Below are 19277 nucleotides of genomic sequence, written 5' to 3'. Positions count from 1 at the left end.
GACGGTGATCCGCCGCGCCTCGTGCAAGGTCGCCGGGCCTCCGGCGTCATCGACGTCTCGTTCGTCCCGGTCGCTCTTGTCGATGATGAGAGCTAGTGACCTGAGTCGGAGATTCGTCGTTGGTTCGGTATGAGTCGTCCGGGTCCGAAGATCCCGCCGTTGTCGGTGACCGATGCCCAGCGGGCCGTGCTGGAGGGTTGGGTGCGTCGCCGCACGACGGCTCAGGCGCTGGCCCAGCGGTCGCGGATCGTGCTGGAGTGTGCCGACGGGCACTCGATCATGGAGGTGTCACGCCGGCTGCGGGTCACTCCGGACACGGTCCGCACCTGGCGGCGGCGCTTTATCGAACGAGGCCTGGACGGCCTGTCCGACGAGCCACGGCCCGGTGTCCCCCGGAAGATCACCGACGCGGACGTCGAGCGGGTCATCGTCAAAACGCTGGAGGAGAAACCCAAGAACGCCACCCACTGGTCGACCAGGTCGATGGCGGCGGCCACGGGCATGTCCCAGTCCGCGATCTCGCGGATCTGGCGGGCGTTCGCCCTCGCGCCGCACCGGACGCAGACGTTCAAACTGTCCACGGACCCGCTGTTCATCGACAAGGTCCGCGATCTCGTGGGCCTGTATCTCGACCCGCCGGAGAAGGCCCTGGTGCTCTGCGTGGACGAGAAGTCCCAGATCCAGGCCCTGGACCGGTCCCAGCCTGTGCTGCCGATGGTGCCCGGCGTGCCCGAACGCCGCAGCCACGACTACGTCCGCGCCGGCACCACCACCCTGTTCGCCGCACTCGAAGTCGCCACCGGCAAAGTGATCGGCTCCCTGCACCGCCGGCACCGGGCCGTCGAGTTCAAGAAGTTCCTGGCCAAGCTGGACAAGGAGGTGCCCGCCAAGCTCGAGGTGCACCTGATCCTGGACAACTACGTCACCCACAAGACGCCCGCCGTCAAGAAGTGGCTGCTGGCACACCCGCGTTTCCACCTGCACTTCACTCCGACCAGCGCGTCCTGGCTGAACCTGGTGGAGCGGTGGTTCGCCGAGCTGACACAGAAGAAGCTCAAGCGCGGTGTCCACCGCTCCGTCCAGGCCCTCGAACGCGACATCCGGTCCTGGCTCGCCGACTGGAACGAGCACCCCAGGCCCTTTGTCTGGACGAAGACCGCCGACGAGATCCTCGACAAAGTCGCCGCCTACTGCCGACGAATCTCCGACTCAGGTCACTAGTACTGCAACGGTGCTTGTGCTGATTGCTGACCAGTTCAGGGACTGTGTCCGCGTCGTTTGTAGTGGCTGAGGCGGGCCTGGTGTTGTCATCTGCGGCGCCAGGTCGACCAGTGCAGAACGTGGTCGACGGGTGCGGGCCGACGGTTGGTGAGTCGGGTGATCAGGCGTCGGATCTCGGCGAGACTGTAGTGGATGAGCTGGGAGGATCCGTTTCTGCTTTCTCCGTATCGAGCTGGCGGGCGCGCAGGACGGTCAGGCAGGCGTGGGCGGCCATGGCCAGCGTCATGTGGCGGTGCCAGCCGGGATAGCGGCGGACCTGGTAGTCGTCCAGGCCGCACTCCTGCTTCGCGCTCTGGAAGCACTCCTCGATCGCCCAGCGGCTGCCCGCGACGCGGATCAGTTCGTCCAGGGTCGTGTCGGCGGGGCAGTAGGCGATGTAGTAGGAGATCTCCTCGGGCCGGCTGACGCTGCGGCGGGCCAGCACCCAGTGCCGGCGGTCCTCGCGGTGCCAGGGCCGGACCTCGACCCGCGCCCAGTCATAGATCCGCCGGCCATGGGCGCCCTCGCCGCAGGAACGGCGCTTCCACTTCTGCCGCGGCAGGCCGGGAAACAACTCGTGGACGGGGTGGTCGAGTGCCCATCGGGTGACGACGGTGTCGTGGCGGGTGGTGGCCATGACGTGGAAGACGTCCGCCTGCTCCAACTCGAAGCGCCAGCCCTTGCTGAACCCGTAGGCGGCGTCCGCTGTCACCCACCGGAACGGGATGCGATCGGCGATGGCCCGGCGGACCATCGCCTTGGCCATGGCCACCTTGGTCGCGAAGGCGACCTCGTCGCCGATGCCGGCCCGCCGGCACCGTTCCCGGTCATCGGTCCAGGAGGTGGGCAGATACAGACGGCGGTCGATCAACGTCCTGCCGCGAGCAGTTGCATAGCCGAGGAAGACGCCGACCTGGCAGTTTTCCGTCCGCCCGGCCGTGCCGGAGTACTGCCGTTGCACCCCGGCCGAGCGCGTCTCCTTCTTCAGGAAGCCGGTGTCGTCCACGATGAGCACCGCGTCCTGGTCGCCGAGGTGCTCGACGACGTAGTCCCGCACGTCATCGAGGACCTCATCGGCGTCCCACTCGATCCGGTTCAGCATCCGCTGGATACGGTCCGGACCCTCGTGACCGGCCTCCTCCGCCAGAGTCCAGCCGTTCTTGCGCTGCAGCGGAGCAATCAGCCCCCGCATATAGGCCAGCGTCGACTCCCGTGGCTCCGACCTGCTGAACCGGTGCACGAACCGCTCATGCAGAGCACCCAGTTCACTCGCCCACAACCTGACATCAGCAAGGTCCCCACCCATAACCACACCAACGACCCACCTGGCCAACAGTCACAGCAAGCACCGTTGCAGTACTAGCACCGGCCCAGGCTGCTGGCTACGGTTGTCCCTGGAGCCACGAGGGGGGCGGATGCCTGGCTACGTCTGCAAGGAGTGCGGAGAACTGGTCTGGGCCGAGCCTGGTCGCGAGATCCGATCGGCTGCCGCGCACGCCCAGGAGGCGGGCCACGCGAATGCCGGCCTTACACACCCGGACAGCGCACCGGCCCGGCAGATGCAATGGAGGAGCCCACGGCGATCGAGTACGCCGTCGGCCCGCCAGTCGCAGGACGGACTGCCCTCGCAGCGCCGCGTGTTCTTTGGGCTGGCAGTGCTGGTGCTGGCGTTCATCGCCGCTGTCTCCATCGCCGAAGCGCTAGAAGACGACCCGCCTGCATTCCAGAGCTGCCACACGCGCGTCGCCTGCTGAAGGCGGCCGTATCACCGACGGCCGCGCCCTCCGCTGTTGCCCGTACTGCGCCTGTACCAGCCGATCGACCTCCACAGGAACGGCCGTGAACTGGACCGTGACGTCCATCAGGCGCTAACGCGCCTGATAGTCGGGGTGAGTGATGTACTCGGCAGCCACGTGGCGGACGGCCAGTTCCATAGTGGTCCGCTCCGCTTCCTCCTGCGGCTGCTCCATCCACCTCCCCGCCTCCCACGTCCGCTGCCACCGTTTCCGAGCCTGTTCGTACTCGTCGACGATGGCGCGCTTCTATGACACAGCCCCGATCCGTGCGGAACATCGGGGCGTTGGAGCGCATGAAATCGGGGCGGACGACAGCGGCCGGGTCCAGACCGTGCGTGCGGAACAAAGCTGTGCTCTGGCGCTTGGTGATCAGCGGCAGTGTTCCTGTGCTTCCAATGACTGGCAGGCGGGCGGGAAGGTGACGGTTCGGGCGGTGAGTTCTCATGGTCAGGTCTGCTGCCCTGGTGGCCTGCAGTCCAGCACCTTGGCCTGCACGGGAAGTTGGTGGGCTGCGGCTTGTTTGTGCTGTTCCTGTTCGATCTGCTCTCGGCTGTGAGTCGGGGAGCAGGTCGGCCGTCTGTCGGCGTCCCAGATGTCGCAGTCGAAGAATCCGACCAGGAGGATGCCGGCCGTGCGGGGGTGGCGCAGGTAGCGGGCTACCAGCTGGTCGGTCAGTGCCGTGGGCAGTGTGGGGTTCCAGCATCCCTTGCACTCGATGACAACCGTGACTGGGGCCGGGTCATCCGGGGCGGTGACGGCCTGGATGTGGATGTCGGTGCGGCCTCCTCCACCGACGCCGGGGCGGTTGACTTGCACTTCACGGTTGAGGATGACGCGCCGGTGCTCAAGCTGCATCCTCAGCAGACCGGTCACCAGGTCGCTGAAGTCTTCTTCCCACATCGGCCACCAGGAAGAGCTGCCGGCAGCTGCTGCGCTGCGGTTCCACAAGAGGGTCGCTAGTCCGTTCGGCGCCGAGAGGGCTTCCTGGACGCTGTCCAAAGATTCCATGATGACGTCGAGGAGGTGGGCCTCGTCGCTGATCACGCGCTTCCTATGATCGTCTGCAAGTCGTCGGAGCTGGTCGGCTGTCAGGGGCTGCAGCTGGCGTTCGGCGGCTTGGCGCATGGTGCGCAGTGACAGCCGGCGCAGGCGGCGGGCGTGGTGCGGCATGGAGTCTGTCAGGGCGAGGAGCTGGTCGGCTGCGGCCTGGGTGCGCTTGTCTGCTATCAGCTGGAGGAGACTGTCGGCGAGGTCGTGGAGTCGGTCGGTCGTGGTGATGGAGTAGGCGACGCCGGGCTCGTGTTGGGGGCGGGGCCGTTGGAGTTCTTCTCGTTTGTGCAGGCGGCGGTGGAGGTCGGCGAGATCGGCTTCGCCGAGCACGGCCACGCCGTCGGGCCAGTGGTGCTGGAGGGTGAGATGTGCGGCAGTACGGCCGATGACTTCGTCCCAAAGCTCCGGGGCATCGTCGAAATGACGACGGATGGTGGGCCACAGCCCGAGCAGAACGTCAAAGGACATCACGATGCATACGGCCCTGATCCAGCGTTCCTGCTGGTGAGGATCCCCGTAGGGGCTTGCCTGCACCGCTTCGGTCAGGAGTGTTTGCGCTGTTGTGTGGCCGTGGTGGGCCAGTGCGGCCAGCGCTGTGGCCCAGGATTCAGCTGGCTGGCCTGGGGCAGTCGCCCAGCGCTGAATGATGCTGCAGGCTGATGGCAGCGGCAGTTGCGCAAGAGTGCGGACCACTTCGGCAAGACGATGGGTGTCGAGTACGTCGAGGCATGGTTCCAGTACGGCATTGAAGGCAGGGCCGGCCTGTTGGACGCAGTGCAGCAGGAGAGTGCGGTGCTGTGTGGTCTCCTGTGATCGGGACGTCATCGTGACCAGAGCCACGGCCCAGCCGGCCCAGCGGATGGACTGATTGTGACCGAGGATGGTGCATGCCTCGTCAAAAGAGACGAATCCCAAGGCCGTCACTTCTGGTACATCGGTGACGTTCGGCCCCCAGGGGTCCATGTCCTGGCTGTTCCACACGGGGACCGTGGCCAGCACGTGCAGTGCGGTCCTGGTCAGTTCTTCGTACAGGTCGCTGGCTGGGGCGGGTAAGGATGGCGCTTGGGTGACTGCGTTGATCAAAGGCTGGGACGTGGGCGGGTTTGGGGGGCGTGTGCCGTCGGTGGTGCGGTGCAGGTGGCCTAGAACAGCGAGCCATGCTTCCCGCACCGTGTCCGGGCCGGCTGACTGCGCTGTCTGCAAGGCGGTGCGCAGTGCGTGCTCGTCGAAGGTGTTGCGGCGGCGTTCGTCTTCCTGGCGTTGGCGGCTGCGGCGCTGCCATTCGGGCTCTGGTCCGTCCCACCAGGCTGTGGCCCGTTTCAGGTCCTCGTCCGTCTGCCGGGCCTCATTGACGGCCTGGCGCAGTGCGGTGTCCTCAGGTCGTGGGCGGTGGCTGATGAGAGGGCGTGCCGCGGTACGTGTTTTCTGGGGCAGGGTGGGCCAGGCGGTGGCCCAGTGCAGGAGATCTTCGTCGGGGAACAAGCCCGTGTCCGGATTCTGGTGGGCAAAATGCAGCACGTTATCCGGGTCGCTGTGCTGCAGTACGTATGAGGCGAGGCGGCGGCGCAGTTCCGGGGCGCTGTGCAGGGCGTTGTTGAGGGACTCGAAGGCGGTGCGCGCGTCGGTGCGGTAGGCGAGTTCGCGGTCGGCTGCGAGTTCCACGAGGGCTTGTCCGGCCCGTTGTTCCAACAGGGGGTTCGGCTGTGTGGGGATGCGGCTCAGCTGGGTGATGCAGGTGGCCAGCACCGTGGCTGCTATGGCGGCCTTGGGGCTTTTCTCTTTCAGTGCCTTGAGGGACCAGTCGAGGAGGTCGCTGGCCTGGCCGACGATCTTGTCCAGTCTGTCGAGGGTGAGGCGCCAGGGCCATTCATCGAGGTCGGGCAGCAAGTCGAGGTAGTCGGTGAGGGACAGGTGGTGCGGCCACAGGTGCTCGAGGGCTGCGCCGGCAACGCTTGGCTTGGGATCGGATGCCAGGGTGCGCAGTCGGGCTACAGCCGCAGGGTCCTCGGCCTCGTGCAGGACGTGGAGGGCGAAGGCGCGGATGCGGGTGGGCGCGTTCGTATCCTCTGCGACGGTCAGCAGGTGTGGGGTCAGGCCGGCAGGCTGGCACTTCCCCATGACCCATAGAGCGAGGTAGCGCTGGTCCGGGTCTGACTGCGGTGCCAGGAATGGCTGTAGTTGCGGGGCGAGGTCCGGATGGTTCAGCCGGTCGAGTTGGTCCCAGCCGATGCGGTAGGGCTCCTGGTCCGGTACCGACTCAAGTATTGCCTGGGCTGCCCTTCGGCGGTGCTCTGTGGGCAGGGCCTGGAGGTCGGCCAGGAGCAGGATGTACGGGTCGTGCTTGAGGAGAGCGTCGAAGAGTGCGTCGTCGATGACGGCCAGGCGGGCGGCTATCTCTTGGTGCTCAGGCATGATGTGGCGGGCCTGGCCGGTTCCGGCCCACAGCAACTCGCCGCGCACGGCTGGCTCCACTGCCGTTGCTAGGTATTCAGCAGCCAGGTGCTCCTGCAGGCTTCGGTGTGCGAACACCCATCTGCGCTGGCCCACCGGAGCCAGGAGACCTGACTCTGTGAGGTGGAGCAGCTCATGCCGGCCGCACGCCGTTGCCCCGTCGATTCCTGGCACATGATCTCCGCACAGGGTGTCCAGGTGTAGTACCCCTGGGCCGGGGCGGGCACCGTCGGCGAGCGCGGCGCACCGGCTGAACTGCAGGGCGGCCGCAGCCCAGCGGGCCACGTCGAGGAGATGGTCCACCGGGGGCCGTTCCTGGCGCTGTGAGAAGTTCTGTGACCAGGTCTCGGTGCACAGCGTGCGGCAGGCTTGCGCGAAGGCCTCCGCCACCGTGGTGGGCAGCTCTCGTCCCTCTGTCTGAGCCGTGATGAGGGGAATTAAGGTGGCTGGCTGCTGCGCGAGAGCCTGCAGACCCCGGCTGAGGACATGCTCCATGAACGCGGCCCCGTCCAGGCCGCTCTGGTCGACGGCGTACTGGGCGTCGGCTTGGCTGAGGGCGGCCAGTGTCACCATCGCGATCTGCCCTGGCTCCGGCCACAGGTCCCGCAGGCCTCTCTCTAGGTTTTCTGGCCACCGGGTCGTACGGCAGGCGATCCGCAGCCGGAGCTGGCGCCGTTTCCCCGGAGACAGGGCACGGAGCTGGGTCAGCAGCACCTTGTCGAGCGCTGGGATATCACTCAGACCCTCGTCCAGGCCGTCCAGCAGCACATGACATGTTCCGTCGCCCTCGGGGTTCAGATGGTGGCGCAGGCATGCACTCGCGGTCGCCGTGTCATACACGTCCTGACCGAGGTGGATCAGCGTCGCAGGGGTTGCATCATCGAGCAGGCAGGAGAGTTCCTGCTCGAACGCGACTGACTTGCCGCAGCCCCGCTCCCCCAGTACCACCACCACGGGAACGTCCCGAACGTCGCCGAAGTACGTCTCTTCGCCCACACGCGGTTGGCGCTCGACAACCTGCTGCTGGTCCAGTTCCTTAACAGGCAGAGCTTCCAGGGCCCGTCGCCATGCGTATCGCATCCCGTCATTGTCTCCGACACGTTGCAACGTCATCGGTGCGGTACCCGGTGGGACAGGTCAGCCACAGGGTGGCTTTGTCCATAAGAGAACGGATTCTGGCTCAAGTTCTGGTTGATGTTGGTAATTTCCAGCCAGAGGTGGCTGGCATCCCGCTCGCGGACGAACTCCTTCGCGAGTTCCATCAGCGCGCGGCCTACTCCCCGGCCCCGATGCTGTGGGGCAACTGCGATGTCCTCGATGGTCAGCCGGCGGTTCCAGTTGGAGTATGAGACGGCGATGAACCCAGCCAAGGGGAATGCCTTACAAGTCATCTCATTTGGTGAGCCGGCGGTAGCAGATGAGGGTGCAGGCGATGCTGGTGAAGGCCAGAAAGTGGCTGGCTTTGCGTTCGTAGCGTCGGTGGAGGCGTCGGCATCCGGCGAGCCAGGCCATGGTGCGTTCGATGGTCCAGCGGTGTCGGTCCGGCCGCTGGCTGGAGTCCGTCCCCTTTGCGGGCGATCCGGGGTGTGATGCGTCGGCCGCGTAACCATCGCCGCAGGTGGTTGTAGCCGTAACCCTTGTCGCCGCGGAGCTTGCCTGGCCTGCGCCGCCGTCGGCCATGCCGGGAGCGGATCGACGGTATGCCCTGCACCAACGGGATCAGGGCCTGGCTGTCGTGGACGTTGGCACCGCAGATGCCGACGGACAGGGGCAGACCGGTCCGCCCGGTGATCAAGTGGATCTTCGAGCCGTACTTGCCCCGGTCCACAGGATTCGGGCCTGTCAGTTCCCCCTTTTCAGGGCCCTCATGTTCACCGAGTCGATCGCGCAGCGGGACCAGTCCAGCTCGCCGCGGGAACCAAGCTCGTCGAGGACCAGGCGGTGGAGCCTGGCCCACACCCGGGCCTTCGACCACTCCGTGAACCGGCGGTGGGCCGTGGCGCCCGACGGCCCGAACGAAGCGGACGGCAGCTGCTGCCACGTGCAGCCCGACGTCGCGACGAACACGATCGCGGCCAGTACTTCCCGGTCTCCGTGCCGGCGTCGGCCACCGCCTTGCGGACGGGTCGGCGCCTCTGGCACCACCCGCTGGAACAACTCCCACAGCTCATCCGGCACCAGCCGCTCCATGATCCCCACATCGGCAGACTATCGAACAGGCCAAATGAGATGACCTGTTATAGGTCCCCACCTGGGACTCCTCTCCCTGGACTCAAGATCCAGTGTCGAGGTGTCCACGATCAAGGTGGAAGGCCTGTCCGTGTACTGGCGTTCCGTCGGAGCGCACGTACGGGCGGCGATGAGGACGGTTCAGTTCTCGAAAGGGATACGCGCGGCGATCTCTTTCGCCAGTCGGTTCGCCTCCCGCGACAGCGGTTCTTTCCCCTCCTGCTCAACCGTCAGCAGCAGCCTTAACAGGTCGTGCGCCTCCTCCAGCGTTAGCAGCGCCAGCCGCTCTGCCGTGTGATCCACCGGCGCGAACTCGATCTCATCCAGGTCGAGGTACTCACAGTCGTCCATGCCCTTGGCAACGGGACAGTTCCCTCGCCAGTCACGGGCGCAGCAGCCAGTGCAGGGCGGACGGACCTGTGCGGTACGACCATTGTCTTACACGAGTGACGTCCCCGGCTGTGACCCGTATCGGGTCTGTCTGGGCCTCTCTCAACAGCACAGGGGCATCATCGTGCTGCGCGGCTTCCCCGTCACCGTCCTCGCCCTCCTACCCGTTACCGTCTCCCCGCTGCGGAAACCCTGCCGCTGGTCGAGGCCGTCATTCGTCTACCCCTGGACGCCGAATCCCGTGACGGCTACAGCCGCGACAGCTTCTGTCTCTGGAACCCTGGCGATGATCTAGCCAACGCTGCAGCACTCGCGCCGACCTCCTCATCGCCGAGACCATTGAGGCCTCGCCGTGCTGCCGGGTCGCCGCTTGACGGGCGAAGGCTGGTTCTCGTATTACGACGCGGCCTGGGTGACCTTGGCTTCGGGGTGGACATTGGTCACAAGGTTTCGCTCGCCGAGGCTTGAGATGCAGGCGCGTCCGCGTGAAGTGCCGAGTGTCGTGAGGCCTGCGCCAACGACCAGGGCTCGTCTCAGTAGCTTGTCGTGGTCACCGCCTGCCCTAACCGCGGCAAGGCCGATCAGGACCCCACCCAGTGGCTTCCACCTATCGCCGACATGTACTGCCGCTGCGCTGCCGAGTGGGTCGCCACCAAACTCTGCTGGTACCTGGCCGCCGATAACGTCGGACTGGCCGCCCTCAACGATCTGGCCGCTGCTTGTCCCGACCAGACCATGAGCTGTGAGCCGGCCCTCTAGACCTCGACAAGCCGGGTTGTTTCAGCAGCCCGCCCCGCCCGGTGTACAACCGGAGCGGGGCGGGACAGTTTGTGTGATCGTGAAGGGCGGTCGCCTACGCGGCGAAAGGCTCTGCAGGGCTTCAGCCGAACGATCGTCCCTGCAGGCAATAGGTGAGGCCCGGGGACACTGTCCCCTCCACAACCACGTTCTTTTCAACCGTGCGCGCTCGGCAGATGTTCCCGGACAGGATCCTCTTTTGTGAGGACGGTTCTGGCAGGTCGTGGTGGCCGTCGGGGTGGTCGTGGATCCAGGACAGGCCGCCTAGGTCCAGGCGCTGGCGGGTTCGGGTGACAGCCACGTAGGCCAGGCGGGCTTCGGCGTCGTCGATGGGGTCGGGCGTTGCCGGAACGTCTGCGTGACTGTCGTGGGTGCGGTTGAAGTCGTCGGCGATCAGCACGCAGGGCCATTCGCGTCCCTTGGCTTTGTGAGCGGTGGAGACGGTGACCTGAGCATGCGGTTCGGGGACGAGGCGGTCGACGGCGGTGAGGATGGCGTCGGTGCCGTGGGTGTCGACGAGGTTGACCAGGGCCTGCAGGTCGCGTCCGGCCGGGTCGTGGGCGGCGTAGTCCTGCAGGTCGCCCCAGGAGGGGAAGAGGATCAGTTCGGGGTGGTGGGTGCGGCGGCCTTCCTTCAGGTCGCGGGCGGCGAGGGCCAGGGCGCGCAGGCTGTCCCCTCCCCCAGCCAGGGCGACGGAGTGTCCGGCGGCCATGAGGGCCATGACTTGGGCCATGGCGCCGGTATTGGTGCGGCACAGCACGGCGTCCGGGCGGGCGACGGGTCCGAGTTCGGTGGGCACGGTGGGGGTGCCGGTTAGGCGGATCGGGGCGTCGGCGAGGTGAAGCCAGCGGTTGGCTTCCGCGGCGAGGTCGGGGCCGAAGCGGAAGGACTGCGACAGGGCGAGCTGGGTGCCGTCGAAGCCGGTCATGACGTCCTTGGCGCCGCGCCAGTGGTAGATGGCCTGGGCGGAGTCGCCGACCATGACCAGCTGGGCGTGGTCGCGCTGGTTGAGGAAGATCTGTTCGACGACGGGGTTGGTGTCCTGGGCCTCGTCTAGCAGCAGGAAGTCGGCGTCGAGGTGCGGCTGGGTGAGGGCCCAGATTTTCAGGTAGTGGTCGTGGTCGAAGCGGACCGCGCCGTCGTCGGGGTGCTGCAGGTCGGTCCAGGCTTTGCGGGCGAAGGGCACGATGTGGGCGGCGAGCTGGGTGTGGAGGTCTTTGTCTTCCAGGCCGCGCAGATGGGGGACGTGGTGGCGGGTGATCTTGTCGTCGGCGGTGTGGCAGAAATGCATCACGGTGCGCAGAGTGGCGTTGGAGAGTGCTTTTTGGGTGACGTCGCGTTCGCCGATGCGGAGGGCTTTGGTAAGGCCGAGGGCCTGTCCGGTCTGCCAGGCCGGGCGGCGGGGGGCGTTCAGGCGACGGGTGTAGCGGTGGCCGACGGCGGCGTAGGCCAGGGCGTGGGCGGTCTTGCACAGGACGTTCTTCGGGAAGCGGCCGGTGGCGTCCTGGGCGATGGCGCGGTTGTAGGCGAGGTAGCGGCCGCGGCGTTTGGTGGCGCGGGCGAGCAGGGCGAGGGTGGTGGTTTTTCCGGTGCCGGCGCCGGCCTGAAGGGCTAGGTGGTGGCCGGCGTGGAAGGCGTCGGCTGCTGCCATCTGTTCGTCGGTGGGCTTCATGTCGTGCGGCTTTCAGGGAGGCGGGTGAGCACGTGCCCGACGGCGGACAGCAGGTAGGCGGGGGTGGTGTGGGCCAGCAGCTGGCGCACCGCCTGGCCGAGGCGGTCGATTTCCTGGTCGGCGTGTTCGGCCAGGCTCCGCTGTAGGGCCAGTTCCACTGCTCGTTCGGGGCTCTGGCCTTCGCGGCGGGCTTGGGCTGCGAGGGCGGCGTGCAAGGTGGGCGGGAAGGCGACGTTGAGCAGGACTTTGTTGTCGGTGTCGGGATAGTGCGTGGTGATCACGTCGATGGGCAGCTGCTCGCCGAGCCGGTGGCGCAGTCGGCGGGCGGCTCGGTGGGGGGTCTTGGCGGGCAGAAGGGCCATGAGGCGGGTGGCGTCGTGGTTGGCGGCGAGCGGCAGCCTGCGGGCGGCGCGGTGCAGGGCTGCCGGGGAGAGGGGGCGGGTCAGGATGATTTCCAGGGCATGGTGCGGCATCGTCACCTCCTTGTGCTGTGGGGGTGCGCAGCGTGCGGGAGGTGGGTGTGGATGTGTGCTGCGTGCAGGAGAGGGTCGAAGGCCTGCCATCCGGTCAGGGCGAGGTCGGCGGCGCCGGGGGCGGCTGCGTGGGCGGGACAGTGCTGGGCGCGCCAGCGCAGTTGTTCGGTGTAGGGGAGGCGACCGAGGTCGTAGACGGCCATCAGCTGTGCCGGCACGGTGAGTTGGCCGTGCTCTGGGCTGGTGCGCAGCAGTCTCCAGCGGCCGCCCGGGAGGCGGGGGTCGTGTACGGGGTGGGTGCAGCGGTGGCGGTGGCGGGTCTGGGCGATGCAGCGGATGTCTGGGATCGGGCTGTCGGCGAGGTAGGGGGTGAGGAGGATACGGACGACGGGACGGAGGGGAAGGGCGCGGTCGGTGCGCGGGGGCGGTGTCGCAGGAGTAGAGGGCGCGGGGGTGAAGGCGCCGATGTCGGTCATGCGGCGGGTGCGGACGGCGAGCTGGCGCCGGAGCGGCTCGAGGCGTGGGCCGGTGCGTGCCAGGCAGACTCTGCCGGGGCAAAGTACGGCGTGCGGGATGCGGCACCAGCCGCTGCCGTCGTCGTGGGGATAGGCGATGCCGCTGTTGAGGTGCCAGCGGCAGGCTTCGGGAACGTCGGTGGTGGCGAGTTCCGCCGGGTGCAGGGCGATGGGGCGGCCGTCGGGGCGCTGGTACCAATCGGTGCGGTGGCCGCAGAAACGGCAGGGGCTGGTCTGTCCGGCGCGCAGCAGGCGGCTGGGGCTGTGGTCGGCGATCCGCAGCGGGCGGCGGGGACGGGTGCGGCGGGGGCTGCCGTCCCAGTGGCGTCCGGTGGAGGCGGGGTCCGGGTGCATGGCGGGAAGGTGCCAGCCCGGGTGTGAGGGCGGGCAACGCGGCGGCGGCTGTGTCCTCCGGATGGCGCAGAGGGTCCGAACACGTGGTCGGGGATGCGCTGAAAGGTTCGATGCTTGCTCACCGGTTCGGGTGAATCGGGAGTGCCGTTGGATGCGGCGGGCAGAGCGGGTTCAGGCGGTGCGGTCGCCGGGTGGATTGTGGTCGGTGCACAGGGTGCCCAGGAGGTGTTCGACGGGCACGTCGAAGGTGTGGGCGAGGGTGTGCCAGGTGGTGAGGCTGCCGGTGGTCCGGCCGTGTTCAAGGTCGATGAGGGTGCGCCTGGCCAGGCCGCTGCGGTCGGCGAGCTCGTCGTAGGTCCAGCCGCGCTCGCCCCGCAGGCGCGCGAGTTCGACGCGCAGTGCGGTGAAGTCGGGGTCGGGCGGCAAGATCGTCACCCCACCATCCGACGGTGCAGAACCCTGCCCTGTCAGTGCAGACTTCTGCACTATCTGCCCGGGTCGGGGTGGCGTTTGCAGGGCGGGAATCTGCACCAGCGCGCCTGGGGCTCACACGGCCTGGGCATCGGTCAACGCAGACAGGGAGGACGAGCAGCCGATGAGACTCGGCGGCGCGGCAGTGCGGCGTGTCTGGATGGTGGAACTGCGTTCCCGGGCGGGCGGCCCCCGTCTCGTCTGCCCTCACTGCACCGTCCATCCGCTTGTCTGCCCAGCCTCCTCCGCGCGGTCTGCGGCACTGGCGCACCTGGCCTGCCACGCCCGCGCCGATGCGCTCCCCCCGCACCTGCGGACCTGCCAGTGCCGCGAACGGGGCTGCACATGGCACCCGCGGCACCGCGGATGCGCCGGCCCGGTGCTGCTCGCCCTCACGCGGGACCGCAGCGGCCGCCGCTGGCGGCTGGCTGACGCCTGCGCGGCATGCGCGGCGGCGACCAGCTACACCGCCGCCGTGCCGGACACGCTGCTCAGCCCTCACCGGCCGGTCGCCCCTCCTGCCTCAGCCCGGCCCTTTGGCTGCGACGAGCCTCGGCGAGTGCGGGAGATGCTCACCTACCTCGCATCCGCACTCGGCTGCGTCACCTCACCCGCCGCCCGGCTCCTGGCCCTGCAGTGCGCTCTGCGCGCCGACGCGTACGGTGTTGCCCGGCTTCCGGCCGGGCTGCTGCGCGGTATGCGTCTGTACCGGCGCACGGAGGTGTGGCAGGAGCTGGTCCGGGACGGCTGGCTCGACCTCGTCGATCACCGGGCGGCGTTCTTGCAGGTCCGGCTGCTCGATGACGCGGTTGGGGATCAGGCACCGAGCCGCAGCGCCCGCCGGCGCGCCGCCCACTGGGCCCTGCACCCCACCGTCTTGACCGTGCCGGTGACAGCAGCACCGGCAGAACGTCTGACCGCCTTGGTGCTGGCCGTGCACACCAGCCCGGACGCCACCGCTGCCGACATGGCCGTCGTCACCCGTCTGTGCGGGCACTCGTCACGGCAGACCGAAGAGCTCCTCGATCGGCTCGTAGCCGGCCGCACCCTGGCAGCGTGGCACCACCGTCGGGACACCGACGAAGTGCACTGGCAGCCGGCTTCGCATCACCGGCACATTCGCCGTACGGGAAGTGCCCCTGCGCGCTGACCTACTACCGCACTACGCCGGTCATGTCTCAGCCAGCTGCCGGAGAACAATGCGGGCGTCTTCCGTGCTATCGCTGCACCACAGATGTGGTGCGGTATCCACTGCCGCTCCCACAGCACCAGGCAGTGCAGCACATGCGCCCACTGTCAGCCAACTCCATTGCTCTGCCACCATGTTGGCCTCCAGGCGCTCGATGTGCAGTCACCAGGTAGAGGAGTCCGGCGCCCAAAACGTGTACATGTCCCGCCTGGTACCTGAGGGTGGAAGGCAGTGTGCAGCGCCTTGCAGCCGCCGCAGCATCACCGTCCGCCGGCAGCCGGGATGGTCCGCAGCCGCGGACAGCAGCGTCTTTCCCCCCGGCGTCTGCTCCTGCCGTCGAGGCGTTGCGGCCGTCTTTGATCAGCCGGCTGGTCAGGGGATGGTGGACCGTGGACCGGGTTCTGCTGCGGCAGTGAGCTGTGCTTCGGCCGCAGGGGGGACTGTTCAGCGTGGCCGCCAGGTGCGGACTTCGAGATGGATGATCTGGGCGCCGGGGCGGATCCGGCCGGTTTCCACAAGCCACTGGTGGACGGCGGCGGTCACGTCTCCGCCGGTGGCGTCCACGCGGCGGGCGAAGTCGGCAGCGCCGTAGCCTCCTGTCTGTGCGGAGCCGTAGGAGCGTTCCTCGGTGTGGTCGGCGCGCTGGATGACGTCGCGGCGGACGCCGGGTGAGTCGGTGCGGCTGCCGGAGGGGTGGACGTAGGCGGTCTTCGCGAGGCGGACGGTGAAGGCCAGGCGCAAGCCGCGGCGGGCGGCTTCGGCGATCAGAGGGCGAAGCCGCGCGGAACCGGAGGCGATGGCCTGGGCGCCGACGCGTCCGGTGCCGGAGCCGGTGGGGGTGATCAGGACGGCTTTGCTGCGGACCCGGGCGCGGGCTCCGGAGGAGGTGGTGCGGCGGGTGGTGTGGCGGGCGGCGATGGAGGCGAGTTCGGGCAGTTCGGTGATGCCGCCGGTTTCGACGGCGGCCAGGACGTGGCGCAATGCGGTGACAAACGCCGCTCCCTTGTTCTTGGTGTAGAACTGCGAGACCAGGGACGGGTCGCGGCCGATGATGCGGGCGATGTCGCGTTTGGTGTAGCCGGCCTGTTGGAGCCGGTCGGCTAGGCGGGCTGCTTCGTTCAACTCGCCCTGGCTACGCGGGCGGTGGGAGCGGGGGCGGCGCGGCATCAGCTCTCCTGGCCGGTGGTGAGGGCGGCACGCCCGGCGTTGCGCAGCGTCAGGAGCTCTTCCTCGGTGGTGGGCGCCGCCACAGGACCGGTGAGCTGTCCGCGCAGAAGGTAGTCGCCGGGCTGGTGGTGGTAGGGCCAGTTCTGGGGCTGTGTGAGGTAGAGGGCGTCGGTGCGGAAGGCGATGACGCTGCCGGGCGGGGTGTACAGGGCGCCTGCGTAGGTGTTGTCGTCGCGGTGGCGCTGGGTGAGCAGGGCGGCGCGGGCTCCGGACCAGATCGCGGCGGCCCATTCGGGGTGGGCGTTGGGGTCACGGCTGAAGCCGGTGGGTTTCTGCCAGGTGATCTGCTCGTCGTCGAAGCCGATGATCTCGGCGTCCGCGGGCACGTCGCGCTCCATGGTGCGGGGGGTGGTGCCGGTGACCATGCGGGGCCGCTGGGCGAAGGAGCCGATGCCGTACAGCAGGATGGAGCGCACCGCGCGGGAGGCGAGGTGAGCGGCGCGGGCCTGCTGGGGGTCGCCGTGGAAGTGAGCCTGGGCGGAGAGGCTGGTCCAGGTCTCCTTGAGTTTCTTGGCCCAGTCGTCGAGGGGTTTGCCGTCCTCCCACAGGATGCCGTCGAGGATCTCGATCTTCCACGGCTGGATCGGGTTGGTCAGGGCGGTGTGGATCTCGGGGCCGCCGGCCCAGGTGGTGAAGGTGGTGCCGGGCTCGGCCGGGTAGTGCCAGGCGCGGTCGCCGGGTGCGGGGGCGGGCAGGAGGCCGACGTGGTTCCAGCCGTCGGGGACGGTGACACGGATCTGCCAGTGCCCGCACCCGTACAGGGCGCGGATCTGTTCCTTTTCGGACCAGGCGGCGAAGGCGTGCGCGGTGATGCGGCGGGGGGTGCCGACCGGGGACTTCCAGGTGTGTTTGGCGTAGGCGAAGGTGCGGTCGTATTCGACGAGCTGCGGCAGTTGTTCGGGGACGCGGGGCGGGGTGATGAGTTCGTTGCGGCCCTGGCCCGCGGTGGCGTGCAGCAGGCCGCGCAGTTCTTCTGACAGCACGGGGAAGCCGTCGGAGTGCTGGCCGCGGGTGGGGATGGTGCGGGTCCACAGATCGCGGCCGGTCTGGGACGGGGAACCCATGAGCACTGCGTCGTTCCAGTGGCGGCGCAGGACCTGCCACAGCAGCACGAAGGCGTCGCGGACGGTGTGCGGGTCGTCGCCGTCGAGGTCGAACCACTCCCCTACCGAGCGGATCTCCACGTGGCTGTCTGCGTTCTGGCGCTGGTAGCGGCCGACGGGGTTGCGGGCGTGCGCGAAGTGCCCGGCCATCCGGTCACGGCCGCGGCCGGTGTCGGTACGCCAGCCCGGGACCGGTGCGTTGAGCCAGGCGGCGACGGCGTCGCGCAGGTAGGGGTAGCGGTCGGCGTCGCGGTGCCAGGGGTCGCCGGCGGTGATGTAGATCCGCTCCACTCCCTCGGGGATGGCGTGGAAGACGGCGGTGAGGATGTCGGCTGCGGTGGCGGTACCGAGGTCGAGGCGGTGGGTCTGGTTGCGGTGGACCAGGACGCCGGTCGTGGTGTCGAGGAAGACGGTGGAGCGGGCCTGCTGGGTGAAGTTGGGCCGGGTGGAGGCTAGGCCGGTGGCATGGGAGAACCAGGCATCTCCACTCGTGCCCGCGGGGATGGCGGGCAGTTCTCGAGGGACCTCAGTTGCTGTGGGCGGTTCGGGAGCGGCGGTTCGGGTCGGAACCGGTGTGAGAGCCGAGTGCGGGGCAGCGGTGATCATCGCGGGGGCAGCGGCTGTCGGTTGTGGCGAGGGCGGTGCGGGTTCGGCAGCGGCGTGGGCCGTGGACGGTTCGGCGGCCGACGGGTGCGGGGCGTCATTTCCGGGAAGGCTGTCGAGCGCCAGGGCGGGGACGAGGGCGACGACGTCGGCTACGCCCAGTCCGGCCGCGGGGGCGATCCGCTCTGCCTTCGCCTTCTCGTAGGAAGACAGCTGAACGATCTTCTTGTTCCGGTCGGCTTCCAGCTTCGCCAGTTCCGCCCGAGCCTTCTTGATCGCATCCCGCACGGTGCGCAGATCGGCGAGCGTGGCGTTGTAGCTCTGTGCGTCCATCGGGGTTTCCTTGTCCGGGCCAGTGTCAGCCAGCAGTGCGGGTGTTCAGGTAGGCGATGGCCCCGCCCGAGTGGGAGGCGAGTCTGGTACCCAGCAGCAGCTCGGCGAGCCGGCGGTCGCTGTCGAGGCTGGACGTGATCGATGTGCGGGGGGTGACCAGGTCGGTGACGTGGCCGGCCAGGCGGGCTTCAGGGAAGGCGTGACGGCCCTCGGTGTTTTTCTCCCAGCGCTCGAGCCCGGTCAGCACCGCCACCACGTAGCCGGACAAAGTGACGGGCAGCACTCCCCCGGCTGCCACGCTCGCCGGATCGCACCGCCACCAGCCGCGCAACGCTTTGAGGAGGGTGTCGGGGGTGAGGGTGGCGGCGAAGCCAATCCAGTCGCGGTCAGATTCATCAGCGGGCTGGGCCGTGTCCACGCGCAGCACAGCGATCTCCTGGGTGTCCAGCTGGTGCAGGGGGGCATGGCGGCGCGCGCTGAGGGCCTGTACGACGCTGAAGGGGATCATGACGCGCACTCCTCGCCGGGAGAGCCCGGGGAGCAGTCCGGCGTGCACGAGGCGTCGGAAGGTCGTGATGGCACAGCCAAGTTCTTCGGCTGCCTGCCCGGTCGTCACAAGCATGTCCACCCCCTCTCCTCAAGCGCACTCCGTTATCTGATTTGGGACTCACCCTAAGTGGTTGGGCGAAGAGGCGTCAAAGAGTGCTTGTGTACCTGTTGCAGTGCATGGATTCAGGGGGGTGCGACCGGGAAACTGGCGGCGACAGGAGGATCGGCATGAGGGGCGGACCCTCTGACCTGCCGTCCACGAGCCGACGACGCAGCATGTGACGGGAGCGGGCGCAGGCGGCAACGATCCTGACTGCCGGCCCATGCGGGCCTCACCCGGGCGACCTTCACCTCGAAGCGGGGGGCCGGATACGGCCGGCGATCAGCCGCACCCGCACGAACGTGCGAAGTCGCGTTCAGGCTGCGGCTCGCGGGGGCTCGAGACTGTATCCCGGAACAGAGGTTTCCGGATATGGGCGAGACGGCACTGTACGGCGATTTGTCCAGCCTGCCGGGCCGCATGGACGGGTCACAAGGCACTCAAATGACCAATGCGCCCGCAGGCGCTCCGGCGTGCGCCCCAGCTGATTTTTCACGCGTCGACTTACGGTGCATCAGGAAACTTTAAAATCAGGAGTTTTCAATCTCGATCATACGTGGTCGCCCATCGGCATTGATGCGACGGAATTGGAGCGCACCATCGGCCTCCAGGGTGTTTCGCACGCGGTTGCGGTCAGGTTTTCGGTTAACGGCTCACTCTATTGGCCGTGCGATCCGCAAGCGCGCTAGTCTCGCGCAGGGTAGGGACCCCGGC

General features: G+C 68.2%; 14 protein-coding genes and 2 pseudogenes. 3 read left to right on the top strand and 13 right to left on the bottom strand.

The window, feature by feature from the left end; genetic code table 11:
* Positions 1-129: 129 nt before the first annotated feature.
* On the top strand, positions 130-1221 hold the full coding sequence (locus ACH4F6_RS36085; protein WP_397964626.1) for an IS630 family transposase: 1092 nt from the start codon (positions 130-132) through the stop codon (positions 1219-1221).
* A 160-nt stretch (positions 1222-1381) separates the two neighbouring features.
* Here the strand turns inward: ACH4F6_RS36085 and ACH4F6_RS36080 are convergent, their stop codons facing one another.
* Positions 1382-2566 (bottom strand): IS701 family transposase, encoded by a 1185-nt coding sequence (locus ACH4F6_RS36080; protein ID WP_397964625.1) that lies wholly within the window; start codon positions 2564-2566, stop codon positions 1382-1384.
* A 109-nt stretch (positions 2567-2675) separates the two neighbouring features.
* Between ACH4F6_RS36080 and ACH4F6_RS36075 the strand changes: the two genes are divergently transcribed.
* Positions 2676-3014, top strand: a complete 339-nt coding sequence (locus ACH4F6_RS36075) for a hypothetical protein (RefSeq protein ID WP_397964623.1) — start codon at positions 2676-2678, stop codon at positions 3012-3014.
* A gap of 114 nt (positions 3015-3128) precedes the next feature.
* Here ACH4F6_RS36075 and ACH4F6_RS36070 read toward each other — a convergent pair whose 3' ends face one another.
* The 9 genes and pseudogenes from ACH4F6_RS36070 to ACH4F6_RS36030 form a co-directional block, all read right to left on the bottom strand.
* Complete coding sequence (locus ACH4F6_RS36070) at positions 3129-3293, bottom strand: hypothetical protein (RefSeq protein ID WP_397964648.1); 165 nt, start codon at positions 3291-3293, stop codon at positions 3129-3131.
* Between the two features lie 210 nt (positions 3294-3503).
* Positions 3504-7637 (bottom strand): NACHT domain-containing protein, encoded by a 4134-nt coding sequence (locus ACH4F6_RS36065; protein WP_397964621.1) that lies wholly within the window; start codon positions 7635-7637, stop codon positions 3504-3506.
* Between the two features lie 110 nt (positions 7638-7747).
* Positions 7748-7927: pseudogene (locus tag ACH4F6_RS36060) on the bottom strand (GNAT family N-acetyltransferase); the annotation flags it as partial.
* A 22-nt stretch (positions 7928-7949) separates the two neighbouring features.
* Positions 7950-8747: pseudogene (locus tag ACH4F6_RS36055) on the bottom strand (IS5 family transposase).
* A 180-nt stretch (positions 8748-8927) separates the two neighbouring features.
* Positions 8928-9137, bottom strand: a complete 210-nt coding sequence (locus ACH4F6_RS36050) for a DUF6417 family protein (protein ID WP_397964619.1) — start codon at positions 9135-9137, stop codon at positions 8928-8930.
* A 919-nt stretch (positions 9138-10056) separates the two neighbouring features.
* Positions 10057-11646 (bottom strand): UvrD-helicase domain-containing protein, encoded by a 1590-nt coding sequence (locus ACH4F6_RS36045; RefSeq protein WP_397964618.1) that lies wholly within the window; start codon positions 11644-11646, stop codon positions 10057-10059.
* Positions 11643-12119 (bottom strand): hypothetical protein, encoded by a 477-nt coding sequence (locus tag ACH4F6_RS36040; protein WP_397964617.1) that lies wholly within the window; start codon positions 12117-12119, stop codon positions 11643-11645. The genes ACH4F6_RS36045 and ACH4F6_RS36040 overlap by 4 nt, the downstream gene beginning before the upstream one ends.
* A 2-nt stretch (positions 12120-12121) precedes the next feature.
* Positions 12122-12988: a DUF6083 domain-containing protein gene (locus ACH4F6_RS36035; RefSeq protein ID WP_397964616.1), complete on the bottom strand. Its 867-nt coding sequence runs from the start codon at positions 12986-12988 to the stop codon at positions 12122-12124.
* A gap of 171 nt (positions 12989-13159) precedes the next feature.
* On the bottom strand, positions 13160-13423 hold the full coding sequence (locus ACH4F6_RS36030; RefSeq protein ID WP_397964615.1) for a helix-turn-helix transcriptional regulator: 264 nt from the start codon (positions 13421-13423) through the stop codon (positions 13160-13162).
* Positions 13424-13838: 415 nt separating this feature from the next.
* On the opposite strand from ACH4F6_RS36030, the gene ACH4F6_RS36025 reads away from it, so the two are divergent.
* Positions 13839-14609 (top strand): hypothetical protein, encoded by a 771-nt coding sequence (locus ACH4F6_RS36025; RefSeq protein ID WP_397964613.1) that lies wholly within the window; start codon positions 13839-13841, stop codon positions 14607-14609.
* 483 nt (positions 14610-15092) lie between these two features.
* Here ACH4F6_RS36025 and ACH4F6_RS36020 read toward each other — a convergent pair whose 3' ends face one another.
* The 3 genes from ACH4F6_RS36020 to ACH4F6_RS36010 are packed head-to-tail and all read right to left on the bottom strand — an operon-like array spanning position 15093 to position 18422.
* On the bottom strand, positions 15093-15815 hold the full coding sequence (locus tag ACH4F6_RS36020; RefSeq protein WP_397964611.1) for a helix-turn-helix domain containing protein: 723 nt from the start codon (positions 15813-15815) through the stop codon (positions 15093-15095).
* Positions 15815-17914, bottom strand: coding sequence for a hypothetical protein (locus ACH4F6_RS36015; protein WP_397964610.1), 2100 nt, complete (start codon positions 17912-17914; stop codon positions 15815-15817). The genes ACH4F6_RS36020 and ACH4F6_RS36015 overlap by 1 nt, the downstream gene beginning before the upstream one ends.
* A gap of 25 nt (positions 17915-17939) precedes the next feature.
* Positions 17940-18422, bottom strand: a complete 483-nt coding sequence (locus tag ACH4F6_RS36010) for a DNA-binding protein (RefSeq protein ID WP_397964608.1) — start codon at positions 18420-18422, stop codon at positions 17940-17942.
* Between the last annotated feature and the right edge of the window lie 855 nt (positions 18423-19277).

Origin of the sequence: Streptomyces sp. NPDC017936 (assembly GCF_044328485.1) — a bacterium.
Lineage (GTDB): Bacteria > Actinomycetota > Actinomycetes > Streptomycetales > Streptomycetaceae > Streptomyces.
Note: the sequence above shows the minus strand (reverse complement) of the source record. Positions and strands in the feature narration are given on the sequence as shown.